Origin of the sequence: Haemophilus sp. HN_Hi08 (assembly GCF_049824455.1) — a bacterium.
Lineage (GTDB): Bacteria > Pseudomonadota > Gammaproteobacteria > Enterobacterales > Pasteurellaceae > Haemophilus > Haemophilus influenzae_D.
In genome coordinates this window covers 1,313,548-1,337,736 of the sequence record NZ_CP187493.1, presented here as the reverse complement: position 1 = coordinate 1,337,736, position 24,189 = coordinate 1,313,548, and the positions used below count along the sequence as shown (strand labels likewise).

At 35.6% G+C, this 24,189-nt stretch carries 23 protein-coding genes and 2 pseudogenes; 13 read left to right on the top strand and 12 right to left on the bottom strand.

Features of this window, described 5'->3' with window-relative positions; translation table 11 throughout:
* Positions 1–43: 43 nt before the first annotated feature.
* The 4 genes from ACPT8O_RS06575 (at position 44) to ACPT8O_RS06560 (ending at position 3,922) form a co-directional block, all read left to right on the top strand.
* On the top strand, positions 44–952 hold the full coding sequence (locus tag ACPT8O_RS06575) for a DUF5655 domain-containing protein (protein ID WP_021035187.1): 909 nt from the start codon (positions 44–46) through the stop codon (positions 950–952).
* A gap of 3 nt (positions 953–955) precedes the next feature.
* A complete protein-coding gene (locus tag ACPT8O_RS06570; RefSeq protein ID WP_021035188.1) occupies positions 956–1,831 on the top strand; it encodes a cell division protein MukB in 876 nt (291 codons plus the stop codon).
* Positions 1,832–1,843: 12 nt separating this feature from the next.
* Positions 1,844–3,265 (top strand): exodeoxyribonuclease I, encoded by a 1,422-nt coding sequence (gene sbcB / locus ACPT8O_RS06565; RefSeq protein ID WP_021035189.1) that lies wholly within the window; start codon positions 1,844–1,846, stop codon positions 3,263–3,265.
* 453 nt (positions 3,266–3,718) lie between these two features.
* The gene (locus tag ACPT8O_RS06560) at positions 3,719–3,922 is read left to right on the top strand and encodes a hypothetical protein (RefSeq protein ID WP_146379026.1); all 204 of its coding nucleotides are present in this window, start codon (positions 3,719–3,721) and stop codon (positions 3,920–3,922) included.
* Between the two features lie 213 nt (positions 3,923–4,135).
* Here ACPT8O_RS06560 and phoR read toward each other — a convergent pair whose 3' ends face one another.
* From phoR to ACPT8O_RS06525, 7 genes and pseudogenes are all read right to left on the bottom strand, one after another.
* Positions 4,136–5,413 (bottom strand): phosphate regulon sensor histidine kinase PhoR, encoded by a 1,278-nt coding sequence (gene phoR / locus ACPT8O_RS06555; protein ID WP_021035190.1) that lies wholly within the window; start codon positions 5,411–5,413, stop codon positions 4,136–4,138.
* Positions 5,410–6,105 (bottom strand): phosphate regulon transcriptional regulator PhoB, encoded by a 696-nt coding sequence (phoB, locus tag ACPT8O_RS06550; protein WP_021035191.1) that lies wholly within the window; start codon positions 6,103–6,105, stop codon positions 5,410–5,412. The genes phoR and phoB overlap by 4 nt, the downstream gene beginning before the upstream one ends.
* A 76-nt stretch (positions 6,106–6,181) precedes the next feature.
* Complete coding sequence (gene pstB / locus ACPT8O_RS06545) at positions 6,182–6,949, bottom strand: phosphate ABC transporter ATP-binding protein PstB (protein WP_021035192.1); 768 nt, start codon at positions 6,947–6,949, stop codon at positions 6,182–6,184.
* Between the two features lie 9 nt (positions 6,950–6,958).
* Positions 6,959–7,807, bottom strand: coding sequence for a phosphate ABC transporter permease PstA (gene pstA / locus ACPT8O_RS06540; protein WP_021035193.1), 849 nt, complete (start codon positions 7,805–7,807; stop codon positions 6,959–6,961).
* Between the two features lies 1 nt (position 7,808).
* Entirely contained in the window at positions 7,809–8,756 is a 948-nt protein-coding gene (gene pstC / locus ACPT8O_RS06535) for a phosphate ABC transporter permease subunit PstC (protein ID WP_021035194.1), read from the bottom strand.
* A gap of 90 nt (positions 8,757–8,846) precedes the next feature.
* Positions 8,847–9,851 (bottom strand): phosphate ABC transporter substrate-binding protein PstS, encoded by a 1,005-nt coding sequence (gene pstS, locus ACPT8O_RS06530; RefSeq protein ID WP_076773452.1) that lies wholly within the window; start codon positions 9,849–9,851, stop codon positions 8,847–8,849.
* 278 nt (positions 9,852–10,129) lie between these two features.
* Positions 10,130–10,201 (bottom strand): annotated as a pseudogene (locus tag ACPT8O_RS06525) (YcgN family cysteine cluster protein); the annotation flags it as partial.
* 562 nt (positions 10,202–10,763) lie between these two features.
* Here ACPT8O_RS06525 and ftnA (ACPT8O_RS06520) point away from each other — a divergent pair.
* The 8 genes and pseudogenes from ftnA (ACPT8O_RS06520) (at position 10,764) to hybG (ending at position 17,654) form a co-directional block, all read left to right on the top strand.
* Positions 10,764–11,252, top strand: a complete 489-nt coding sequence (ftnA, locus tag ACPT8O_RS06520) for a non-heme ferritin (RefSeq protein ID WP_041175333.1) — start codon at positions 10,764–10,766, stop codon at positions 11,250–11,252.
* A gap of 15 nt (positions 11,253–11,267) precedes the next feature.
* Entirely contained in the window at positions 11,268–11,765 is a 498-nt protein-coding gene (gene ftnA, locus ACPT8O_RS06515) for a non-heme ferritin (protein WP_021035197.1), read from the top strand.
* Positions 11,766–12,147: 382 nt separating this feature from the next.
* Complete coding sequence (trpE, locus tag ACPT8O_RS06510; protein WP_021035198.1) at positions 12,148–13,704, top strand: anthranilate synthase component I; 1,557 nt, start codon at positions 12,148–12,150, stop codon at positions 13,702–13,704.
* 12 nt (positions 13,705–13,716) lie between these two features.
* Positions 13,717–14,298 (top strand): aminodeoxychorismate/anthranilate synthase component II, encoded by a 582-nt coding sequence (locus ACPT8O_RS06505; protein WP_021035199.1) that lies wholly within the window; start codon positions 13,717–13,719, stop codon positions 14,296–14,298.
* A 48-nt stretch (positions 14,299–14,346) separates the two neighbouring features.
* The gene (locus tag ACPT8O_RS06500) at positions 14,347–14,733 is read left to right on the top strand and encodes a tautomerase family protein (RefSeq protein WP_425613292.1); all 387 of its coding nucleotides are present in this window, start codon (positions 14,347–14,349) and stop codon (positions 14,731–14,733) included.
* Positions 14,734–14,785: 52 nt separating this feature from the next.
* A complete protein-coding gene (trpD, locus tag ACPT8O_RS06495) occupies positions 14,786–15,787 on the top strand; it encodes an anthranilate phosphoribosyltransferase (RefSeq protein WP_425613291.1) in 1,002 nt (333 codons plus the stop codon).
* A gap of 30 nt (positions 15,788–15,817) precedes the next feature.
* Positions 15,818–17,248: a bifunctional indole-3-glycerol-phosphate synthase TrpC/phosphoribosylanthranilate isomerase TrpF gene (gene trpCF, locus ACPT8O_RS06490; protein ID WP_425613290.1), complete on the top strand. Its 1,431-nt coding sequence runs from the start codon at positions 15,818–15,820 to the stop codon at positions 17,246–17,248.
* A gap of 130 nt (positions 17,249–17,378) precedes the next feature.
* Positions 17,379–17,654, top strand: a pseudogene (hybG, locus tag ACPT8O_RS06485) (hydrogenase maturation factor HybG).
* Between the two features lie 34 nt (positions 17,655–17,688).
* Here hybG and valS read toward each other — a convergent pair.
* From valS to ACPT8O_RS06460, 5 genes are all read right to left on the bottom strand, one after another.
* Positions 17,689–20,553: a valine--tRNA ligase gene (gene valS / locus ACPT8O_RS06480; protein WP_021035203.1), complete on the bottom strand. Its 2,865-nt coding sequence runs from the start codon at positions 20,551–20,553 to the stop codon at positions 17,689–17,691.
* A 183-nt stretch (positions 20,554–20,736) separates the two neighbouring features.
* A complete protein-coding gene (locus ACPT8O_RS06475) occupies positions 20,737–21,003 on the bottom strand; it encodes a hypothetical protein (protein WP_133147171.1) in 267 nt (88 codons plus the stop codon).
* Between the two features lie 74 nt (positions 21,004–21,077).
* Positions 21,078–21,731, bottom strand: a complete 654-nt coding sequence (locus ACPT8O_RS06470; protein WP_021035205.1) for a hypothetical protein — start codon at positions 21,729–21,731, stop codon at positions 21,078–21,080.
* 13 nt (positions 21,732–21,744) lie between these two features.
* Positions 21,745–22,053: a N(4)-acetylcytidine aminohydrolase gene (gene yqfB, locus ACPT8O_RS06465; RefSeq protein WP_021035206.1), complete on the bottom strand. Its 309-nt coding sequence runs from the start codon at positions 22,051–22,053 to the stop codon at positions 21,745–21,747.
* A gap of 3 nt (positions 22,054–22,056) precedes the next feature.
* Positions 22,057–22,491, bottom strand: a complete 435-nt coding sequence (locus ACPT8O_RS06460) for a DNA polymerase III subunit chi (protein WP_021035207.1) — start codon at positions 22,489–22,491, stop codon at positions 22,057–22,059.
* A 235-nt stretch (positions 22,492–22,726) separates the two neighbouring features.
* On the opposite strand from ACPT8O_RS06460, the gene fumC reads away from it, so the two are divergent.
* Positions 22,727–24,121 (top strand): class II fumarate hydratase, encoded by a 1,395-nt coding sequence (gene fumC, locus ACPT8O_RS06455; protein ID WP_021035208.1) that lies wholly within the window; start codon positions 22,727–22,729, stop codon positions 24,119–24,121.
* The last annotated feature ends 68 nt before the right edge of the window (positions 24,122–24,189 follow it).

Sequence of the window (24,189 nt, the reverse complement as noted above, 5' to 3'; positions counted from 1 at the left end):
TTTTAAGATTTTTGACCGCACTTAAGCCTTTAAGGAAGGAATAATGAAAATCTTTACGTCAAAAAAAGGACAATTATCACAGCTGAAGCAGCAAAAATTTAAGCTGGAAAAGGATATTCAGCGTTTATTTGAAGAAAACCTTACCTTGTTAAGTGGCTATATTTTTATTCGCTCGGAATTTTCTATTAAAAATTCACGTATTGATACCTTAGCTTTTGATCCTGAAACTCAAGCCTTTGTCATTATTGAATATAAAAGACAACAAAATTCTAGTGTGGTTGATCAAGGGATTTCTTATCTTAATTTGATGCTTGAATATAAAGCTGATTTTATTGTGGAATATAATGAAAAGCAAAAAGCCCCACTTAAAAGAAATGATGTGGATTGGTCACAATCTAAGGTGATTTTTGTTTCACCTACTTTTAATGATTTCCAAATTCAAGCCACAAATTTTAAAGATTTACCTATTGAATTATGGGAAGTTAATCGCTTTGATAATGATATTATTACGCTCAATATTATTAATAAATCAAAATCAGCACCGAATATTAAAGCTGTTTCTATTGAAAAAAATGAAGAATTTTCTACATTAAAAGAAATAAAAGTTTATCAAGAATCTGATCACTTAAGTGATAAATCAGATTTTATTCAAGAACTATACGAAGATTTTAAACAAGGCATTTTAAATTTAGATCCTGATATCGAAATTAATACTAGAAAACTTTACATTGCATTCAAAAAAGATCGAAATATTGCAGATATTCGTATCCAACAAAAGAATTTAAAAATTTGGATTAATCTTCCTTATGGAGAGTTAGATGATCCTAAAAATTTAGCAAAAAATGTATCTAATACAGGTCACTGGGGGAATGGGGATTATGAAATTACCATTGAAAGTACCCAATATCTTGAATACATTATGAGTTTAATTAAACAAGCTATTAAGGATTAATAAATGCACAATCTTATTCTTGCCATTCTTTGTAGCGTAGCGGTTTCAGTTTTACTAAAAATTGCCCGTAAAAAAAATATTATTATTGAACAAGCTATCGCATTCAACTACATCACAGCCATTACTTTTAGTTATTTCTTACTCAAACCTGATTTTAAAGGCTTAGAATTTACTGATTACATTGTACAAAGCGAAAACTCACCCATTTTTTTAGCACTAGGTTTATTGCTACCTAGCGTGTTTATTATTATGTCAAAAGCGGTGGAGTTTGCTGGAATTGTACGTTCTGATGCTGCACAACGTCTTTCGTTGTTTCTCCCTATTTTATCGGCATTTTTAATTTTTCATGAAACACTAAGCCAATCTAAAATCACTGGCGTTGTATTAGCCTTTATTGGTTTATTTTGTTTATTAACTAAGCCAAATCAAGGGAAAAGTGCGGTGAATTTTAAAGGTGTTTTAGGATTAATTGGCGTGTGGTTTGGGTATGGCATTATTGATATTTTATTCAAGCAAGTTGCGAAAAGCGGCGGTGCATTTCCTGCAACATTGTTTATTTCTTTTTCGCTTGCAGCTTGCGTTATGTTTATCTATTTATTCTTAAGACGAGCCCAATGGACATCATCAAGTGTAATTGGCGGCATCGTTTTAGGTGTATTGAATTTCTTTAATATTTTATTCTATATAAAAGCACATCAAAGTTTTGCTGGAAATCCGACGCTTGTTTTCGCGGGAATGAACATTGGCGTAATTTGCTTAGGTACGATAACTGGCGCATTAGTTTTTAAAGAAAAAATCAGTAAGCTAAATTGGATAGGTATTATTTTTAGTTTATCAGCTATTTTCTGCCTATATTATTTAGATAAAATTATCGCGTAAAAGAGAGTAGTCATGGCAAAAGATTTCAGCTTTTTTATTTACGATTATGAAAGTTTTGGTGTAAATCCTGCAATAGATCGTCCTGCGCAATTTGCGGGTATTCGTACGGATGCTGATTTTAATATCATTGGTAAACCAATAATGTTTTATTGTAAACAAACCAACGATTATTTACCGGCTCCTGAAGCCGTAATGGTAACAGGAATTACGCCACAAGAATGTAATGAAAAGGGGCTTTCAGAGCCTGAATTTGCCGCAAAAATTCTAGCTGAGTTTTCCCAACCCAATACTTGTGTCATGGGCTATAACAATATTCGCTACGATGATGAAATGACGCGTTATACGTTTTATCGTAATTTTATTGATCCTTACGAATACAGCTGGAAAAACGGGAATTCACGCTGGGATTTGTTAGATTTAGTGCGAGCTTGTTATGCCTTGCGTCCAGAAGGGATTAATTGGGCTTATGACGATGATGGAATGCCAAGTTTCCGCTTAGAAAAACTCACTAAAGCAAATGGTATTGAGCATGAAAATGCTCATGATGCAATGGCGGATGTATATGCAACTATTGCTATGGCGAAATTAATTAAAGAAAAACAGCCTAAATTATTCCAATATTTCTTTGAAAATCGCGGTAAAAAAGAAATCGAAAAATTGGTTGATACAGGAGCAATGGCACCTTTAGTACATGTTTCTGGGATGTTAGGGAATTATCGTGGAAATTGCACTTGGGTTGCCCCTTTAGCTTGGCATCCGACAAATCAAAATGCACTTATTGTTTGTGATTTAACTGGCGATATCGATAATTTATTAGCCAAAAGTGCGGATGAATTACGGGCGAATTTATATACAAAAAAATCAGAATTAGAAGAAAGGAGCGTTCCACCTGTTCCATTAAAACTCGTACATATTAATAAATGCCCTATTTTAGCGCCAGCCAAAACCTTGTTGCCAGAAACAGCAAATCGCTTGGGTATTGATCGTCAATTATGCTTGGATAATCTTGCAAAATTACGAGCATCTTTTGATATTCGTGAAAAAGTGACGGATATTTTTAATGAAGAACGTCAATTTGCATCGAATGATAATGTAGAAACTGAGCTATATAATGGCTTTTTCAGCAATGCTGATAAAAATAATATGTCTATTTTACGTAGTTTACCTGCAGAAAAATTATCTGAACATGGTTTAGCTTTTGAAGATAAACGTATCCCTGAATTATTGTTCCATTATCGAGCTCGCCATTTTTATAAAACCCTTACACGCGCTGAACAAATTAAATGGCAGAAATATAGACAGAATAAACTTGAAAAAAGTGCGGTAGATTTTGAATCAAGTTTACAACGTTTAGCAGAGGAACATTCAGATAATCCTGAAAAACTATCTTTGTTACAACAAGTATATGAATATGGTACAAAACTACTAGGTTAGTCGATACGTTGTCACATTTTGTCAAAAAGCACGTTTTAAGAAAAACGTGCTTTTTTTGTTGTTTTTTCTGGGAATAATTATCCAAGAAATTCTCCAGATTTTACGTAGCGCAATCAAGCATCTTTAACTTATTTCATCTTTACATTACCTTTACATTTTTATCCATCCATTCAATAACTCTATAAAATGACGCGTTACAACGTGTTATCTAGCCTTATTTTGTCTTGTTTTGCTAGTATCCGTGACTTGTGCATAACTATGTGATTTATTTAGTTCGTAGTTTCCGCTAACCTTATAACTAATTTCGCATAATGTATATTATGTTAAATTATGAAAATGCAAAGTAACTTTAATTATAGGTTATGAAGAGATTATTTCTCCTCTCTTAATTAGTTATACTTAATCAAATCATCACAGATAAGATGAACGAGTAAATTAATTTAGGGCCATACTATGACGTTTATTTACATTCATGGGTGTGAAAGTGCTGTAGCATTTAAAGATTTATGTTTGATTGATAAAGATTTATGTTTGATTGATAAAGATTTATGTTTGATTGATAAAGATTTATGCTTGATTGATAAAGATTTATGTTTGATTGATAAAGATTTATGCTTGATTGATAAAGATTTAGGTGATTTAGCCACTGCTACATAATCTAAATAATATAAGTTTCCTGTTTAGAACTTTTAACTTATTAAATAAAATACGTTTTCCATCAAGCAATCAAACTCCATAGTAAAAGTTTAGATGAGTGAAAAACTACCAAGCTGTGTTTTTTATGTATCTAAGTTCTCCACTAGCCCACCATTTTCGATTTTCTGATGTGTTATTTACCACCGTGTCAGCTAATACTTGCAACGTGTATTATCATTGAATTTCTTTATTATTTTTTGATATGACAAAGCGTTTAGGTATGATAAACGAAAAACTACTACCTTTCGTTTCAGTACTTTCAATATTTAAATGAGAATGATATTGTAATAAAGTATGCTTCACAATAGCTAGTCCTAAACCACTTCCACCAGTTAAATGGCTACGAGATTCATCAACTCTATAAAAACGTTCTGTTAAATGTGGAATATGCTGTGGTGATATGCCAACACCATTATCTATCACGTTAAATTTAATACCCTGTTCACAAGTTTCCCATTGAATTTGAATATGACACTGTTTACCAGAATGCTTAATAGCATTATAAATTAAATTTGAAACGGCACTTCTTAGTTGAAATTCATTTCCAAAAATAATGATATTAGGCTGAATAATAAATTCAATGTGATGATTATAAGTATTTAATATATCTGTATCTTTTCTTAAAGAATTTATCATGGCTGACATATCAAATGTACGAAAATCCTTATCTGAAGTTGTTTCTATTTTTGCTAAAAAATTAAATTGTTGTAATAGATGTTCCATTCGTTGGCTTTGCTCTTGCATTGCAAAAATAGCCTTTTTTTGTAGAGGGTTCTGAGTATTATTATCTGCAAGAATTTCTAAGTAACCTTGTAATACGGTTAATGGAGTACGTAGCTCGTGATTAATGTTACTCAAGAATTTTTGGCGTGAATTAAGTAAATGAATCATATCTGTAATATCTCGAGCGACAACTAAAATCATATGAGAATTATAAGCGTGCGACTGCACCTCAATATAACGTTGATTATAAGTTAATAGTACTAACGGTCGTCTTTTTTTTGACTGAAAAAAATAATGTTTAAATTGTTCATAAAAAATAACATCAAAAATATTTTTCTGGACTTTTTTATTCCAACAAAAATCAAACATCTGTTGCGCAATTGAATTACACCAAGAAATATTACCATTATGCTGACAGATAATAATTGCATCTGGTAAATACTTAATATTTTTATTTATTTGAGATAACAAACGTAAACTTGCACATTTTTCTTTGTAAATTCGATGACGATGGTAGGCTTCAGTTTGAGAGAATGTTCCTAATTGTAATAAAGAGAATTTATTATCTTGCTTTAAATTGAGATATTTGAGTAAACGATATTCATTAATATGATGCCAAGCTAAAATTAATAAAAGTATTATTGCAAACCAAAGAATAAAATCAGAAGTAAATAAGGAAATAATGATTGCCAAATTTATTTCAACAATAAAATTCAATATTTTTTTCATTGTTTATCTCGTAAATAACTAGAAAATCGATAACCAGATCCTCGAACTGTTTGGATGTAATGTTCACATTGAAAAGGGGCTAAATTGCGGCGTAAACGGCGAATATAGCTATCAACAGTGCGATATTCAACTTCTAGATCATTATGCCAAATACGATTTAACAATTGTTCTCTAGAATAAACTTTTTCAGGGTGCTTCATAAAAAAATGTAACAATTTAAATTCTGTACTACTTAAATTAATTTCCTGCTGTTGGAAAAACACTCTCTGAGCATTTTCATCAATGGAAAGTTCATCGATTTGTATAAATTGACTTTGTTGTTCATAAATTCTCCTCCATACTGCCTCAATGCGAGCTAATAAAATTTGAGGTGAAAAGGGTTTAGTGATGTAGTCATCAGCCCCTGCATTTAAACAGGCAATACAATCTTCTTCTGTACTTTTAGCTGTGAGCATAATAATGGGAATCGCAGCATAGCTTTCTTGCTTTTTAATATACTGTATAAATTGTATACCTGAACGACCAGGTAGCATCCAATCCAATAATATTAGTTTAGGATTTTCTTTTATCTTGTTTATCGCTGTTTTGAAATCGCTCGCTTCAATCACATCATAGTATTTTTGAGATAAAAACAGTGCGATCATTTCACGGATTGCACATTCATCTTCAACTATCAGAATTTTTCTTGTCATAATACTCCTTCATTTGATTTATGGCATAAAAGTGAAGTGAGAAATAATACATTCTCACCAAACTTTTACTTTTTAACTACCCCATTTTACCGCGAATATAATCTTCTGTACGTTGTATCTTAGGTCTATCAAAAATTTGTTGTGTTTGACCAAATTCAACTAATTCACCCAAATACATAAATGCCGTATAGTCGGAGCAACGTGTAGCTTGTTGCATATTATGAGTTACCATAACCACAGTATAATCTTGTTTTAACTCCGTAATGAGTTCTTCAATTTTCATAGTCGAAATAGGATCTAATGCCGAACAAGGTTCATCGAGCAACAACACACTAGGTTTAATAGCAATTCCTCGAGCAATGCACAAGCGTTGCTGTTGTCCGCCAGATAAACTATCTCCGCTTTTATGTAATTTATCTTTCACTTCATTCCAAAGAGCGGCCTTAGTCAATGCCCATTCTACTCGTTCATTCATCTTTTCTTTTGATAATTTTTCAAACAAACGAACACCGAATGCAATATTATCATAAATCGACATTGGAAATGGCGTTGGTTTTTGGAAAACCATACCAACCTTAGCACGAATCAGAGAAATATCCATCTTTGTTGTGAGTAAATTTTCACCGTCTAAATTAATTTCACCAGTAGCTTTTTGATTTGGATATAGCTCAAACATCCGATTAAAACTCCGCAATAAAGTAGATTTACCGCAACCTGAAGGACCAATAAAGGCGGTCACTTTATTCTTAGCGATACGTAAATTAATGTTTTTTAATGCATGAAAATCCTCATAGTAGAAATTTAGATTTTGCACAGCTATTTTGGTTTCTTGTAGACTAATCATATTGCCTCATTATTTTTTATGTTGAAAGAAGAGTCGAGTGAAAATGTTTAAGCAAAGCACAAATAATGTTACTAGAGCTGCACCTGCCCAAGCTAGATTATTCCAATCTGTAAAAGGACTTGCTGCATATTGATAAATAACTACAGGTAAATTTGCGATAGGTTCATTCATATTCCAAGATAGAAATTGATTAGACAGTGCGGTAAATAATAGCGGTGCAGTTTCTCCTGAAATTCGGGCAACTGCCAATAGCACGCCAGTTAAAATCCCTGATTTAGCTGCTCGATAACAAATCATCATAATAACTTGCCATTGAGAGCAACCAAGAGCTGCCGCTGCTTCACGTAAATTATTTGGTACAAGTAATAACATATTGTCCGTAGTGCGTACCACGATAGGAATAAGCAATAAAGCTAATGCGAATGCTCCAGCCCACCCTGAAAAATGCTCGATTTTTGATACATATAAGCTGTAAACAAACAAACCAATAATAATAGAAGGGGCAGAAAGAAGAATATCATTAAGAAAACGGGTAATTTGTGCGAAACGGCTATAACGACCATATTCTGCTAAATACGTCCCTGCCAATACCCCCATAGGAGTGCCTATCAATGTACCCGCACCGACAATAAAAAACGAACCAATCAGTGCATTTAACAATCCCCCTTTTTCATTAGGGGCAGGGGTAGATTGTGTGAATAAATCAATTGATAAAGCTGGAATGCCTTTGGTAATTAGAGTGAATAATATCCAACACAACCAAAATAAGCCGATAATTACTGAAATATAGGAAAGCCCTAACATTAATTTATTGTGTGTTTTACGCCAATAAAAACGCAAGTTTTGATTAGTTTTCATCTTATTTCCCTTTTGTTTGTTGCATTTTTGTAATCATTAATCTTGATAAAATCAATACCATAGTTGTGATAACAAAGAGGAGTAGTCCTAATTCCATCAATGCAGATTTTTGTAATCCACCTGCTTCATTAAATTCGTTAGCAATAGCAGATGCGATTGAGGTAGAAGGTGAAAATAAGGAATTAGGCAATTGAAACGTATTACCTATAATAAAAGTGATAGCCATTGTTTCGCCCAATGCTCTTCCCAATCCTAGCATCACACTCCCAACAAGCCCTATTCTAGTGTGTGGTACAATCACTTGTCGAACCACTTCCCAAGTGGTTGCACCTAATCCATAAGCACCTTCTTTTAACATTGGTGGTACTACATTAAAGACATCCCGCATTACGGATGCAATAAAAGGAATGATCATTATGGCAAGCACTAATCCTGCCGTAAATAAACCAACACCAAAAGGTACGCCAGAAAAAAATAATTCTAATCCAGGTAAATTACCCAAATTGTCAATTAGTACAGGCTGAATATGTTCTTGAAATAATGGAACGAAAACAAACAACCCCCACATTCCGTAAATAATAGAAGGAATTGCAGCTAGCATTTCAATTGCAATGCTTATAGGACGTTTTAGCCAATTGGGAGCTAGCTCCGTTAAAAAGATCGCAATACCAAATGAAATGGGTACTGCGATAAATAATGCGATACCCGCCGTAATAAGCGTACCTAAAATAGGAATAATTGCCCCATATTGTTCTTGTACAGGGTCCCAATATGTTTCTAATAGAAAACTGCCACCAAAACGTTTAATACTCTCCCAACTTCCTATGACTAAAGAAATTAAAATAGCAGCAAGCAAAATAAACACAAGCAAAGCAAAAAATTCCGTAGTGTGTTTGAATAATGATTCAATCCATGTTTGATTAAAATATTTCCGACTTTTTGTGAGCATAAGTATTTTCCAAAATTATTTAAGATAACCGCACTTTATTAATGTCAAGTGCCAGGTTTTGTATAAAGTGCGGTATAAAATAAAGAGATTTTATTGTTTTAGCTCTGTTTTCCATTGACTTTTAATGGTAGCTACCACATCAGCAGGAATTGGCACATAATCTAATTCAGTTGCCGCATCTTGCCCTCTTGAGAATGCCCAATCAAAAAAGGCTAATACATTTTTAGTTGTTTCAGGATTGTCAGAATATTTATTTAATAAAATAAAACTCGCTGCCGTAATTGGCCAAGATTTTTCCCCCGTTTCATTGGTTAATATAACACCCATTCCCGCCTTTTCGTGCCATTTTGCGTGACTTGCAGCTGCCATGAAACTTTCATTAGAAGGCTGTACAAATTGCCCTGCTTGATTTTGTAATGAAATCCAAGCAAGCTGATTTTGTTTGGCATAGGCATACTCTACATAACCAATGGAGTATTTCATTTGGCGAACATAAGAAGCAATTCCCTCATTCCCCTTTCCACCTTGACCTGTTAACCACTTCACTGATTTACCTTCACCAACTTGATTTTTCCAATCGTTCGAAATTTTAGATAGATAATTAGTGAAGCCAAATGTTGTTCCTGAGCCGTCTGAACGATGAATCACAATAATGTTTTTATTTGGTAAAGGAAGCGTTGGATTTAATGCAACTAAGGCAGGATCGTTCCATTTTTTAATCTTACCAAGGAAGATTTCTGCTAACAGCTTACCTGATAACTTTAATTTACCAGATTTAATTTCAGGCAAATTAACAACAGGCACTATACCACCGATAACCGCAGGGAATTGGACTAGTTGGTGTTGTTGTAATAATTCGGATTTCATTGGATCGTCAGAGGCACCAAAATCAACCGTTTTTGCAATAATTTGCTGTTGTCCGCCGCCCGAACCGATGGATTGATAATTAACTTTATTCCCAGTTTCTTTCTCATATAAAGATGCCCACTTCGCATAAATTGGATAAGGGAAAGACGCTCCAGCACCAGTGATGCTATTAGCTTGAGCAAAAGGTAACGTACCTAAGGTTAAAACGATAATAAGATTTTTTTTCATTTTATGCATAAACATAACAAATTCTCCTTGAGTGTTATTTAGATTGCGTAGCGAAGTGTAGAAAATAATTGTGACAGTTTGATGACAATATGAAAAATTTTAAATGGATAATCAAAAGAAAGTAGTTATAAGAAAAGTACAGGTAAGTTTGACTGTGTTTTTCTAGCAGAATGATATTACATTTGTCAATTAATTGATAAGGATCTTTAGGTTTAATAAAAGTTGGTAAGTTTTGTTCAGTCGGTTTCAATTTTAAAATGCCCTGAATAATTACCTTACTTTCCTGTTTCCACATCTGAAAAGTTACAAGCAATTCGGATGTAATAGAGTTTTTGGCGTTTACCGCAGCCATTATTTATCGTTAAAGAATTTGATTTTATCACCTTTCAATGTCATTTTCTACACTCAGATTTGACACAGTGAAAACTCAGCAGAATGATTATACGCAGCCGAAACTTAATGAATGATGCCTTTTACTTTGTGTCAATCTGCTGGATTTTTGCCTAAAGTTTCAGGATCGTATGTGCAATAAGAAATAAATTTTGCAAACCAAAGCTAAATAGGACTTTGCGTGACAGATATGCAAATAGTTATTGGGCTTAGGCTGAAAATGGGTATGAACTCTTTCATGTTTACTCGATAATCTAAATTTTCATCCAAATCTAAGGAGGAAAATAAAGGCATATCTAATACTAATTTAAAATTTGTTAGTTTCATTGTGACAACGTCATATTTAATTTATATAGAATTATGTAAATGATAATAATTGTTTTTTATTTTTCTTTTTAAAATTAATGAGTTATATAAAATTTTTTTGATAAAAAACTTGCAATTATCATTTGTGAATTTAAAATGATTGTCGCAAATTACGCTTTATTGCATTTTATCAATCAAAATGGAAAGGAATTAGTTATGCTTAATCAAATAATCATAAACAAGCTGAACGACCAAATTAATTTAGAGTTCTACTCTTCTAATGTTTACTTACAAATGAGTGCATGGTGTTCAAAACACGGTTATGAAGGTGCTGCTGCCTTCTTACTTCGTCATGCTGATGAAGAATTAGAACATATGCAAAAACTGTTTAATTACGTAAGTGAAACTAGCGGTATGCCTCTTTTAGGAAAAATTGATGCACCTAAACATGATTATTCTTCATTAAGAGAAGTTTTTGAAATAACTTTAGAACATGAAAAATTAGTCACTTCAAAAATCAATGAATTAGTTGAAGTTACTTTTGAAAGCAAAGACTACTCTGCTTTTAACTTTTTGCAGTGGTATGTAGCAGAACAGCATGAAGAAGAAAAATTATTTAGTGGAATTATTGATAGATTTAATCTTGTTGGCGAAGATGGCAAAGGATTATTCTTTATTGATCGTGAACTCGCAACTTTGGAATAGATAGGAGAAAATAATATGTTATCAGAAAATGTAGTAAAACTATTAAACGATCAAATGAATTTAGAGTTTTATTCTTCTAATTTATATTTACAAATGAGTGCTTGGTGCGATCAGAAAGGCTTTGAAGGTGCGGCAAAATTCTTATCAGTTCACGCAACTGAAGAAATGCAGCATATGCGTAAATTGTTTACTTATTTAAATGAAACTGGCTCACGTGCTATAATTTCTGCAATTGAAGCGCCTGCACATGAATATAAATCATTAAAAGAAGTAATTGAAACTACCTATGAGCATGAAAAATTAATTACCAGTAAAATCAATGAATTAGTAGGTAAAACCTTTGAAGAAAAAGACTACTCTGCATTTAATTTCTTACAATGGTATGTGGAAGAACAACATGAAGAAGAAAAATTATTCAGTAGTATTTTAGATAAATTAAATCTTCTTGGAGAAGATGGCAAAAGCTTGTTCTTAATCGATAAGGATTTAGGTAATCTCGCTACCGAAGCCTAATTATAGATCATCAAATCTGGCAGAGCTTTTATTTAAAATAATGTGTCTGCCAGATTATTTTAATTCCAAATTTCCTAAAAATATTTTCTATTAGATAATTACAGAGCGTAATCTTTATTTCCAATCTTATCAAAACATATTGCTTACCTTATCGTCGTGTTTTTCCTCAATTATCTTTGTCAGATGAAGATAACAATAATATTTCTGCAAAAATATTAGAAGTGATAAATCAGCAAAATATAGAATATTATGGAGGTCGCCCTTGGGCAAAGGAATAAAAAACACATTTTTTAATCAAAAAACATAAAAAATTAAAATCAGGCTTGACTTATTCCTTTTGCACTAGTTTAATAGTACAAAATTTCCAAAAGGATAAATAAATATGAATATTCAAGCTCAAGCCTTTATTGCAGTGACAGCACAACCCATTCCCTATTATGCTGACACTACCGCTATTTTTAATACACTTTGCCAACCTAATTCAAATTCTCTTCTGCTCGACTCTGCCGAAATCGGGAGTAAAAACAGTTTACAAAGCCTTATCTTAGTCAATGCTGCGGTTAAAATAACGTGCTTAGGTCACAACGTCACATTTAAAGCATTAAATGAGAATGGAAAACAAGTTTTAAAAGAAATTTATCCAAAATTAACCGCACTTGGGAAAGTAAGTGCGGTCAATTTTGAAGAAGAATTTTCTGTACAATTTTCGCCACTTGATAATCAACTCGATGAAGATAGTAAATTACAATCTGCCACTATTTTTGATGGACTGCGTGTTATTTCTACTTTTTATCAACATAGCCAAACGCCTATTTTCTTAGGTGGATTATTTGCTTACGATCTCGTCGTAAATTTCATTCCAATGGATGGCATTACATTACAACATGATGGTATCAACTGCCCTGATTACAGTTTCTATCTTGCCGAACACCTCATTACCATCGATCATCAAAATCAACAAGCAACACTCAAAAGTTTCTGTTTTGCTCAAGAAGAACAAGTCAATATTGCGAAAACCTCACTTTCTATCGCGCAAAAACTAAAAAATATTGATAACGTTCTTTCTATTAAAGCGGCAAGTGACGAAGTTAAAACAAACTTTGAAGATCCTGAATTTACGGGCATTGTGAAAGCCTTAAAATACCACATTAATATTGGCGATGTTTTCCAAATTGTGCCTTCTCGCCGTTTCTCCCTTGCTTGCCCGAATACATTAGCCAGTTACGCCCAACTCAAACAAAATAATCCAAGCCCTTATATGTTCTATATGAATGATGAAGACTTTATTTTGTTTGGTGCATCACCAGAAAGTGCGCTGAAATATGAACCAAAAAATCGTCAGTTAGAAATTTATCCAATCGCAGGTTCACGCCCTCGTGGTTTTGATGCTCACGGCAATATTGATCCTGAATTGGATGCACGTTTAGAACTGGAACTTCGCCTTGATCACAAAGAACAAGCGGAACATTTAATGTTGGTTGATTTAGCCCGTAATGATATTGCTCGAGTTTGCCAAAGCGGTACGCGTAAAGTGGCTGAATTAATGCAAGTGGATCGTTATTCTCACATCATGCATTTGGTCTCTCGTGTGATGGGTAAATTACGCCCTGAGTTAGATGCACTTCATGCCTATCAAGCCTGTATGAATATGGGCACATTAACTGGTGCGCCCAAAATTAAAGCAATACAGCTTATTTATCAATTTGAGCAACAAAAACGCCATAGTTACGGTGGTGCGGTGGGTTATCTCACGTCCGATGGACATTTTGATACCTGTATCGTGATCCGTTCTGCTTTTGTACAAAATGGGGTAGCCCATGTGCAAGCAGGTTGCGGCGAAGTATTGGATTCTGATCCACAAATGGAAGCCGATGAAACACGCCACAAAGCCACAGCTGTCTTAAAAGCAATTCGTCAAGTTAATACACAAGCAAAATAAGGAAGAATTATTATGGCTAATATTTTATTTTTAGATAACTTCGATTCCTTTACTTACAATCTTGTGGATCAATTTCGTGTATTAGGTCACAACGTCACAATTTATCGCAATGACTGCGACTTAGAAAAACTGATAGAAACCGCACTTAATACAGCTGATACCATTCTTGCGCTTTCTCCTGGGCCAGGAACGCCATCAGAAGCAGGGATTTTACTGCCATTGATCGAACGTTTAAAAAATCAAATACCGATTATTGGAATTTGTTTAGGGCATCAAGCGTTGATTCAAGCTTTTGGTGGTAAGGTTGTTCACGCTGGCGAAGTATTGCATGGTAAAGTTTCTCGTATCACTCATGATAACGAAGCCATGTTTAAAGATCTTGCTAATCCAATGCCTGTGGCGCGTTATCATTCTTTAATGGGACAAAATTTACCACAAGAATTTATCGTCAATGCGGAATATAATGGCATTATTATGGCAATTCGTCATCGTGATTTACCCATTTGCGCATTTCAATTCCATCCTGAGAGTATTTTAACTGTGCAAGGTTCACAATTATTACAACAATCAATTGAATGGTTGTTAAATAGATAAGACAGAAAAAAGTGCGGTAATTTTTAACCGCACTTTAAAGGAGAAAATATGATCACTGTATTCGGGCTTAAATCCAAACTTTCACCACGTCGTGAAAAACTTGCGGAAGTAATTTATAACAGTCTTCATCTCGGCTTAGACATTCCAAAAGGCAAGCACGCGATTCGTTTTTTGTGCTTAGAAAAAGAGGATTTTTACTACCCTTTTGACCGCAGCGATAATTACACGGTCATCGAAATTAATCTAATGGCTGGTCGTATGGAAGGTACGAAAAAACGCTTGATAAAAATGCTGTTTAGCGAGCTAGAGTACAAACTCGGCATCCGAGCTCACGATGTGGAAATTACGATTAAAGAACAGCCTGCCCATTGCTGGGGTTTCCGTGGAATGACAGGCGATGAAGCGCGCGATTTAGATTACGATATTTATGTTTAATAAAATATAGAAAATTAACAAATCCACATACAAATAAAAACAGGAATAGACTATGCAACACGAACAACTTTTAGAACAACTTTACAACGGACAAACACTCAATAAAGCAGAAAGTGCGGTCATTTTTAATGCCATTATACAAGGAGAACTCAATAACGAACAAATTGCAGCTATGTTGATTGCGTTAAAAGTACGTGGTGTCAGCATTGATGAATTAAGTGGTGCGGTATCAGCATCCTTACAAAATGCTAAAGCATTTCCATATCCAGACTACCCTTTTGCGGATATTGTAGGAACAGGAGGCGATGGTCAAAACACTATTAATATTTCTACAGCTAGTGCCATTGTTGCAGCATCAATGGGAGCAAAGGTAGCAAAACATGGCAATCGTAGCGTATCAAGTAAATCAGGTGCCAGTGATGTATTAACGGCACTTGGCGTTAATGTGAACGTCACACCAGAGCAAGCTCGACAAGCATTAGATGAAATTGGTGTCTGCTTTTTATTTGCTCAACAATATCATTCTGGTTTCCGCCATGTTGCACCAGTCCGTGCATCTTTAAAAACGTGCACTATCTTTAATATTTTAGGGCCGCTTATCAATCCTGCTCGCCCAACTTATCATTTACTTGGCGTATATGTGCCTGAATTAGTGAAAACCTATGCTGAAACCGCAGTCGCCTTAGAGCATCAACATTCCTTTGTTGTACATGGCTCAGGCTTAGATGAAGTCGCATTACACGGTGAAACGCAAGTGGCAGAAATTAAAAATGGCAAAATTGAATATTTCACTTTAACGCCTGAAGATTTTGGCTTAAAAACGCAATCCCTAGAAAGCCTTCGCGGCGGCGAACCACAAGAAAATGCTCAGTATCTGACCGCACTTTTACAAGGTAAAGGAAAGGCTGAACACGCTAATGCGGTGGCGGCAAACACGGCATTATTATTGAAATTATTCGGGCATGATGACTTAAAACAAAATGTGCAAAGTGTATTGGTGCATCTTGCATCAGGTAAAGTGTTTGAAACGCTACAAAACTTAACGAAATATTAATGTTGCGATAACTACAACTAGAAGAAAACTATGATTACCCAAGATTTCACAAAACCGATTGACTCTGCTACGGTGCTACAAAAAATCGTCTTAGACAAAGTGCAATGGGTTAAAGCAAAAGAAAAAGAATTTCCCCTTTCTCAGTTTAAACAAAACATTCAAAAATCTGACCGCTCTTTTTATGATGCGTTAGCAAAAGGTACGCATCAAAAGCCTGCCTATATTTTGGAATGTAAAAAAGCCTCCCCTTCCAAGGGATTAATTCGTGCTGAATTTAATTTGGAAGAAATTGCCAATGTGTATAAACATTATGCCTCTGCTGTATCTGTGCTGACAGATGAAAAATACTTCCAAGGGAATTTTGAGTTCTTGCCTTTAGTTCGCGATATCGTGAACCAACCTGTTCTTTGCAAAGATTTTATGATCAGCGAATATCAGGTTTACCTTGCTCGCTACTATCAAGCTGATGCGATTTTATTAATGCTTTCCGTGGTAAATGATGAAACTTATCGTGTGCTGGCAGATCTTGCGCATTCTCTTGGCATGGGCGTATTGACAGAAACCAGCAATGAACAAGAATTTGAACGCGCCCTTGCGCTTGGTGCGAAAATTATTGGTGTCAATAATCGTAACTTGCACGATTTAACTGTGGATTTAAATCGTGTTGTTGAACTCACTGAAAAATTCTCAGATCGTATCCCTGCTGATGTACGTATTATTAGCGAATCAGGCATTTACAATCACAAGCAAATTCATCAATTACAAAAAGTGGCACATGGTTTCTTAATTGGGAGCAGCTTAATGGGCAACCAAGATTTGAATAATGTGGTGCGTGAAGTGATTTTTGGAGAAAATAAAGTATGCGGTTTAACACGCGCGCAAGATGTCCAAATCGTTTACGAAAACGGTGCACTTTACGGCGGATTAATCTTCGTAGAACATTCAAAACGTTGTGTGAGTTTACGCCAAGCGCAAGAATTAGTAACCGCTGCTCCACTTCGATTTGTTGGTGTTTTTCAGAATCAAGAAATTGACTTTATCGTAAAAATAGCCAACCAGTTACAGCTTTATGCGGTGCAACTACATGGTGCAGAAAATGAGGCATTTATTACCGCACTTCGCCAGCAGCTACCAAAAAACACGCAAATCTGGAAAGCGATTTCTGTCAATACTGAAACCCAAAGTGCGGTCGATTTTACTGATGATTTGAATGTGGATCGTTATATTTTTGACAGCCAAACAGCCAACCAGCAAGGTGGCACAGGAAAAACCTTTGATTGGTCATTAATTCCCGAACATCTTAAGCACAAGATTATTTTAGCTGGCGGTATCTCGCCAAATAACGTAGAACAAGCCATTCAACAAAATTGCTTAGGCTTGGATCTTAATTCAGGAGTAGAAAGTTCTGCGGGCGTAAAAGATCAAGAAAAAGTGCGGTTAGTTTTTAATAATATTTATTAATTTTAATAACATAGAAATCACTAAATAACCCGAAATGAGCAACTGTTGATCCAGATCGTAATAATTTATTCTACCTAATAGTAAAATAAATCTATATTTCAGCTTAAATGCCAATAGGAATAAAAATATTATGTGTTTAGGCGTTCCGGGTCAAATTGTCAAAATTGATGAAAATTATCTTCAACTTGCCACAGTGGATGTATGTAGCGTACAACGTGAAGTAAATATTTAACTAGTTTGCACGGGAAATTCAGCCGATTTACTTGGCAAATGGGTGCTTGTTCATGTGGGCTTTGCAATGAGTGTTATTGATGAAGATGAAGCTAAGAAAACCCAAGAGGCTCTGATCACAATGAGCCAACTCGAACATGAAGTTGGAGATTTTTTAGGATTAAATCAGAAATAAAAAAGTAGGCATAATGCCTACTTTTTATATTTAGCTATAACCCCTCAATCGCTTTATACTGCTCTTGGATTTTTTCTAATCCAGATTGGTATTCCGCTTGTTTTTCGCGTTCTTTCGCAATCACTGCTTCAGGTGCTTTAGCCACAAAAGCTTCATTGCTAAGTTTATTCTCGATGCGTTTAACTTCGTTTTGATATTTTTCAATCTCTTTGGTTAAACGTGCAAGCTCAGCTTCTTTATTGATAAACCCAGCCATTGGCACGAGTAATTCAGCATTGCCCACGAGTTTCGCTACCGCAAGCGGTGCGGTTTCATTTGCCGCTAACACTTGAACGTTGTCTAACTTCGCCATGGCTTTTAAAAGAGCGGTCTGTTTTTCAAGAATTTTTGCATTCTCTGCACTTAAATTACGGAATAACAGATCTAAACCTTTGCTTGGTGCGATGTTGCTTTCTGCACGGATATTACGCACCGCAACAATCACTTCCTTTAACCACTCAATTTCAGATTCTGCTTCTGGGTCAAAAGCACTCTCTTCCACTTTCGGGAAAGTTTGCAACATAATGCTGTCACCCGTAATGCCGACAAATCCTTTCACTTTTTGCCAAATTTCTTCGGTAATAAATGGAATCAGCGGATGCGCTAAACGTAATAATTTTTCTAATACGTGAACCAAAGTTTGGCTTGCTGCACGAATTTGTGCTGCATTACCGTTGGCAAATACTGGTTTAGTCAATTCTAAATACCAGTCGCAGAATTGGTTCCAGGTAAATTCATAAATCGCATTGGCACAAAGGTCAAAACGATATTGGCTTAATGAATTACGGAAAGTTTCAACTGTGCGATTGAATTCCGATTGAATCCAACGATCCGCCAATGAGAACTCGATCTCGCCTTCGCTTAAATCTAATTTGTCATTCGTTAATACGAAACGGCTTGCATTCCATAATTTATTACAGAAGTTGCGGTAGCCTTCTAAACGTTTCATATCCCAGTTGATATCACGACCGTTTGAAGCCAACGCAGCTAATGTGAAACGCAATGCGTCTGTACCGTGAGCAGCAATACCGTCCGTAAATTCTTTACGGGTTGCTTTGGCAATTTTCTCTGCCAATTGCGGCTGCATCATGTTGCCAGTGCGTTTTTCAAGTAAATCTTCAAGGCTAATACCGTCAATCATATCGATTGGATCAAGCACGTTACCTTTCGATTTCGACATTTTTTGACCTTGCTCATCACGAATCAAGCCTGTTACATACACAGTTTTAAATGGCACTTGTGGTTTGCCGTTTTCATCTTTCACAAAGTGCATCGTAAACATAATCATACGTGCAACCCAGAAGAAGATGATGTCGAAGCCAGTGATTAACACATCCGTTGGATGGAACATTTTGAGCTCTTTAGTTTGCTCTGGCCAGCCTAAAGTTGAGAATGTCCATAAGCCTGAGGAGAACCACGTATCTAACACGTCTTCATCTTGGCGTAATGCAAGATCTGTCGGTAAGTTGTGTTTTGCACGCACTTCTTCTTCGTTACGTGCTACGTACACATTACCTGCTTCGTCATACCATGCGGGAATACGGTGTCCCCACCAAAGTTGGCGAGAGATACACCAATCTTGAATATCACGCATCCAAGAGAAGTAAAGGTTTTCATATTGTTTTGGCACGAATTGGATTTCGCCATCTTCCACCGCTTTAATCGCTACATCAGCAAGCGGTTTCACGCTCACATACCATTGGTCGGTTAACATCGGCTCAATTGGCACGCCGCCACGGTCACCATAAGGCACTTTCAAATCGTGCGGTTTGATTTCGTCTAATAAGTCAAGCGCTTCAAAATCTGCCACGATTTTCTTACGTGCAGCGAAACGCTCTAAGCCACGGTAATCCGCAGGAATAGTCGCTTCATAGCCAGCAAGTGGTTTGCCGTCAGTACCGATAATTTCCGCTTCATCACGAATATCTGCGTTTAAGGTTAATACATTGACCATCAGCAAGCTGTGACGTTTACCCACTTCGTAGTCGTTAAAGTCGTGCGCAGGAGTAATTTTCACCACACCAGTACCGAATTCACGATCCACATATTCATCCGCAATAATCGGAATTTCACGGTTTGCAAGCGGTAGAATTACCGTCTTACCTTGCAAATCTTTGTAGCGTTCATCTTCAGGATGCACAGCCACCGCCGTATCGCCCAACATAGTTTCTGGACGCGTAGTTGCGACCACTAAATAATCTTTACCATCTGCCGTTTTTGCACCGTTTGCTAACGGATAGCGGAAATGCCAAAGGGAGCCTTTGCTCTCTTTATTTTCCACTTCTAAATCAGAAATCGCGGTGTGAAGTTTTGGGTCCCAGTTTACTAAGCGTTTGCCACGGTAAATCAAACCTTCTTCGTGCAAACGAACAAACACTTCTTTTACCGCATTGGATAACCCCTCGTCCATAGTGAAACGCTCACGTTCCCAGTCGATTGAGTTACCTAAACGACGCATTTGTTGGCTGATTGTGCCACCTGAATAGGCTTTCCAATCCCAAATTTTGTTGATGAATGCTTCACGGCCATAATCGTGGCGAGTTTTGCCTTCTTCTGCAGCAATTTTACGCTCTACCACCATTTGGGTTGCAATACCCGCGTGGTCTGTCCCCGCTTGCCATAAGGTGTTATGTCCTTCCATACGGTTAAAACGGATTAAGGTATCCATTAAGGTTTGTTGGAAAGCATGCCCCATGTGTAAAGAACCTGTTACGTTCGGTGGCGGAATCGCAATACAATAGCTCGGCACGTTTTCATTTTCAGACGGTTTAAAATAACCGCTCTCTTCCCAATGTTGATAAAGGGCTTGTTCTACCGCAGACGGATTAAAACGGTCTGCCATTTCAAATTTTTGTGTCATTGTTGTTCTCTCATTAACAAAAAGATCTAATAATCTTCTCTTATTTCTGAAACATATATTTTTTCTTTATTAGATTTCCAACTTAATTTTCTCATTAACTTAGAACTAACTAACTCTTTAGCCCATTGATTTCCATCTAATACATCCAGTAAATATAAAATATCAAAAACAAATTGTGACATCTCATATATTACCAATATTCTCTGGCAACTTTCCTGTGTGGGCTATTTTGTTTCTAACTTCTATTATGTCCTTTATTTGTTTAGTTAGTGACTTCAGTTCTTTTTGAAACTCAATCGCTCTACCACATTTCTCATACAATAGTGGTATATAATTCTTAAAAATCTTATCTATTGGTGGTGATGGAAGATTTTCTAGTAACCACTCAGTATCTGGAGATAATTTACTTATATGTGTTTTAATTCCAGTTTCTAATGCAGAGGTCATCATCAATATTGCACTTCTTGGGTAATGCTCAATAAGAACTGTAGCCTCTCTTGCTAATATATGACCTAATGGAATCTTTAAGTTTTTCCCCAACTTTCAGAAAGAACTTTTCCATCTTGCTCTTCCCATGTAATGTCATTACTTAAAAATACTGGAAATTCTTGCTGATTCAAATTCCTTGGAACTATAAAAAAGTTATCTTTACCTTTTTCTCCCCAATATAAAGTTCCTTTATCAAAGGATGCATTAACATGAATCCCGTGATTCCAAGTAATCAATCCTAATAAATCATTCATCTTATTATATAATTCTGTTTCAGCAGAATTAATTAACTCCTGAATATCATCAGGACACATAAATCTCTTTAGACTAAATCCTTTCTGACAATATCCCTTGTCATCGATTACACATTTATTCGGATCAACATTGCTGTATAAAGGTAAAGTTATAGTACTAGATGTAGTGGTTACTCTCTTATCTCTAATATAATTGATAATAAAATCATACTGTTCTTGATGTACTTCATATTTTGCTATTATCTGAGATATTAACCCATGCGAATATCCCTGAGCATCCTCATCAGGCTTTGATGGATTTAAGGAAAACCATAATGAATCATTTAATCTAAAACTTAAGCCTTCTGGCTTATGAGGATTAAACAATATGGAATCTACATTTATCTTAAATAGAAAATATATAGGAAATAAATTTTCTTCTGGATTATTAATCATACAATTTGGTTATTCACAAATATAATCTAAAGTTTAAGACGAAGAAGTTCTTTTCCTTTGGATAAATCCCCCGAATCACCTCTTTCAATTCTTCCAATCCCATATTTTCCTGCTTCGCATGTTGTTCCGTCAGCTCGTCAAGAGTAATCGGCGATACACTTAGCACTTCAATGGTGCAGAAATATTGATTATCTTCAAATCGACCAACACGTAGAATATCGCCCGCTTTAAAATAGCTTTCAGATTTATCCCGAATGGTAATCGTTTTACGCCCGGCGAGAATGTCGGCTTCAAAGCGTTGATAAAAGGTAATGTCATTCATTTATTAACCCACGTTTTCAGTAGAAAGATTCCAACCTTGCAGACGTAATTGTTTATAACGTTCTCGAGCTTGTGTTTTTAAGACATCATCTTTCGGTACAAAATCAATAAGTTGGGTAAAACTATGGCTAAAATCTGGGATTTCTTGTTGCAAATTAATTAGCACATCACGGCGTTGTAAATTTCGTTTCCCAAGCCATGAAATCTCAATCGGTGTAGGATATTGTGTGGCTTCCCCCGATAAATTATGCGGTACAAATTCATTAGGATCTCGTTGCCACAAAAGTTCATCAATTTCTAATGCTTGGCTCTCACTTTCGCAACTAATTAGTACTTTTTTCCCTGAACGCCATATTGAGGCAGCAAGATTACAGGCTATTTCTTCGACAGTTAAAGTACAATTTTCAGTAAGAATATAAAATTGTGCATTTTTTGCCATTTTTTGCCCCGTTATTTTCTCAATCTAGCCCCATACAAAGTTGAGGATTTTAACGAAAAAACCTTGGAAGATAAATAATTAAATAGATATTATTAAAAATGTCTGAAAATCCACCGCACTTTTATGATCTATGTCACAAAACTGATTTTTAACGTTTTTGTTACGTTCCACTCATAACTCGGAAGTGTTAAAATCAATTCAGTTTTAATTTTCATTCAATTCATAGGAGTACAGGATGGCATTTCGTATTGAAAAAGACACAATGGGTGAAGTTCAAGTTCCAGCAGATAAATATTGGGCTGCACAAACTGAACGTTCACGCAATAACTTTAAAATCGGTCCTGCCGCATCAATGCCACATGAAATTATCGAAGCTTTTGGCTATTTGAAAAAAGCAGCTGCATTTGCTAATCATGATTTGGGTGTATTACCTCTTGAAAAACGTGATTTAATTGCTCAAGCTTGTGACGAAATTTTAGCAAATAAATTAGACAATCAATTCCCACTCGTTATTTGGCAAACCGGTTCTGGTACACAATCCAATATGAATGTGAACGAAGTGGTTGCAAATCGTGCGCATGTGCTAAACGGTGGAAAATTAGGCGAAAAATCAATCATTCATCCAAATGATGATGTGAATAAATCACAATCCTCAAACGATACTTTCCCAACAGCAATGCACATTGCGGCATATAAAAAAGTAGTTGAACATACCATTCCTTGTGTTGAACGTTTACAAAAAACTTTTGCAGCAAAATCTGAAGCCTTCAAAAACGTGGTAAAAATTGGCCGCACTCACTTAATGGATGCAACGCCACTCACATTAGGTCAAGAATTTTCAGCTTATGCTGCTCAATTAGATTTCGGTTTAAAAGCATTAAAAAATACTCTTCCACATTTAAGTCAATTAGCGTTGGGTGGCACTGCGGTTGGTACAGGTTTGAACACGCCGAAAGGCTATGATGTGAAAGTGGCAGATTACATTGCGAAATTCACAGCTCTCCCTTTTGTTACTGCAGATAATAAATTTGAAGCATTAGCAGCACACGATGCGATTGTTGAAACTCACGGTGCATTACGTCAATTAGCAATGAGTTTATTTAAAATTGCGAACGATATTCGTCTATCAGCATCAGGCCCTCGTTCAGGAATTGGCGAAATTTTAATTCCTGAAAATGAACCGGGTTCTTCAATTATGCCGGGTAAAGTAAATCCAACTCAATGTGAAGCGATGACAATGGTTTGCGCACAAGTATTTGGTAATGACACCACCATCGCATTTGTGGGTTCGCAAGGTCACTTCCAATTAAATGTGTTCAACCCTGTGATGATTGCAAACTTCTTACAATCCGCTCAATTATTGGGCGATGCTTGCGTATCTTTCGATGAACACTGTGCAGTGGGTATTGAACCAAACTATCCACGCATTAAACAACAACTTGAAAATTCATTAATGTTGGTGACCGCACTTAATACGCATATCGGTTATGAAAACGCGGCTAAAATTGCAAAAACTGCGCACAAAAATGGCACAACATTGCGTGAAGAGGCGATTAATTTAGGCTTAGTTTCTGCCGAAGATTTTGATAAATGGGTTCGCCCTGAAGATATGGTGGGTAGCTTAAAATAATCCACCGCACAAATTAACATCAGTAATATTAAAGGCGAGTAAAATTACTCGCCTTTTTACTCGTTTAT

What these genes read in the sequence shown, in the direction of transcription:
- sbcB (WP_021035189.1), top strand. Translation starts at nt 1,844, where the DNA reads ATGGCAAAAGATTTCAGCTTTTTTATTTACGATTATGAAAGTTTTGGT.
- ftnA (WP_041175333.1), top strand. Translation starts at nt 10,764, where the DNA reads ATGCTTAATCAAATAATCATAAACAAGCTGAACGACCAAATTAATTTA.
- pstB (WP_021035192.1), bottom strand. Translation starts at nt 6,949, where the DNA reads ATGATTAGTCTACAAGAAACCAAAATAGCTGTGCAAAATCTAAATTTC.
- trpCF (WP_425613290.1), top strand. Translation starts at nt 15,818, where the DNA reads ATGATTACCCAAGATTTCACAAAACCGATTGACTCTGCTACGGTGCTA.
- ACPT8O_RS06570 (WP_021035188.1), top strand. Translation starts at nt 956, where the DNA reads ATGCACAATCTTATTCTTGCCATTCTTTGTAGCGTAGCGGTTTCAGTT.
- phoR (WP_021035190.1), bottom strand. Translation starts at nt 5,413, where the DNA reads ATGAAAAAAATATTGAATTTTATTGTTGAAATAAATTTGGCAATCATT.
- ACPT8O_RS06505 (WP_021035199.1), top strand. Translation starts at nt 13,717, where the DNA reads ATGGCTAATATTTTATTTTTAGATAACTTCGATTCCTTTACTTACAAT.
- phoB (WP_021035191.1), bottom strand. Translation starts at nt 6,105, where the DNA reads ATGACAAGAAAAATTCTGATAGTTGAAGATGAATGTGCAATCCGTGAA.
- fumC (WP_021035208.1), top strand. Translation starts at nt 22,727, where the DNA reads ATGGCATTTCGTATTGAAAAAGACACAATGGGTGAAGTTCAAGTTCCA.
- pstS (WP_076773452.1), bottom strand. Translation starts at nt 9,851, where the DNA reads ATGAAAAAAAATCTTATTATCGTTTTAACCTTAGGTACGTTACCTTTT.
- ACPT8O_RS06500 (WP_425613292.1), top strand. Translation starts at nt 14,347, where the DNA reads ATGATCACTGTATTCGGGCTTAAATCCAAACTTTCACCACGTCGTGAA.
- ftnA (WP_021035197.1), top strand. Translation starts at nt 11,268, where the DNA reads ATGTTATCAGAAAATGTAGTAAAACTATTAAACGATCAAATGAATTTA.
- ACPT8O_RS06475 (WP_133147171.1), bottom strand. Translation starts at nt 21,003, where the DNA reads ATGATGACCTCTGCATTAGAAACTGGAATTAAAACACATATAAGTAAA.
- trpD (WP_425613291.1), top strand. Translation starts at nt 14,786, where the DNA reads ATGCAACACGAACAACTTTTAGAACAACTTTACAACGGACAAACACTC.
- valS (WP_021035203.1), bottom strand. Translation starts at nt 20,553, where the DNA reads ATGACACAAAAATTTGAAATGGCAGACCGTTTTAATCCGTCTGCGGTA.
- trpE (WP_021035198.1), top strand. Translation starts at nt 12,148, where the DNA reads ATGAATATTCAAGCTCAAGCCTTTATTGCAGTGACAGCACAACCCATT.
- ACPT8O_RS06460 (WP_021035207.1), bottom strand. Translation starts at nt 22,491, where the DNA reads ATGGCAAAAAATGCACAATTTTATATTCTTACTGAAAATTGTACTTTA.
- pstC (WP_021035194.1), bottom strand. Translation starts at nt 8,756, where the DNA reads ATGCTCACAAAAAGTCGGAAATATTTTAATCAAACATGGATTGAATCA.
- ACPT8O_RS06470 (WP_021035205.1), bottom strand. Translation starts at nt 21,731, where the DNA reads ATGATTAATAATCCAGAAGAAAATTTATTTCCTATATATTTTCTATTT.
- pstA (WP_021035193.1), bottom strand. Translation starts at nt 7,807, where the DNA reads ATGAAAACTAATCAAAACTTGCGTTTTTATTGGCGTAAAACACACAAT.
- yqfB (WP_021035206.1), bottom strand. Translation starts at nt 22,053, where the DNA reads ATGAATGACATTACCTTTTATCAACGCTTTGAAGCCGACATTCTCGCC.
- ACPT8O_RS06575 (WP_021035187.1), top strand. Translation starts at nt 44, where the DNA reads ATGAAAATCTTTACGTCAAAAAAAGGACAATTATCACAGCTGAAGCAG.
- ACPT8O_RS06560 (WP_146379026.1), top strand. Translation starts at nt 3,719, where the DNA reads ATGACGTTTATTTACATTCATGGGTGTGAAAGTGCTGTAGCATTTAAA.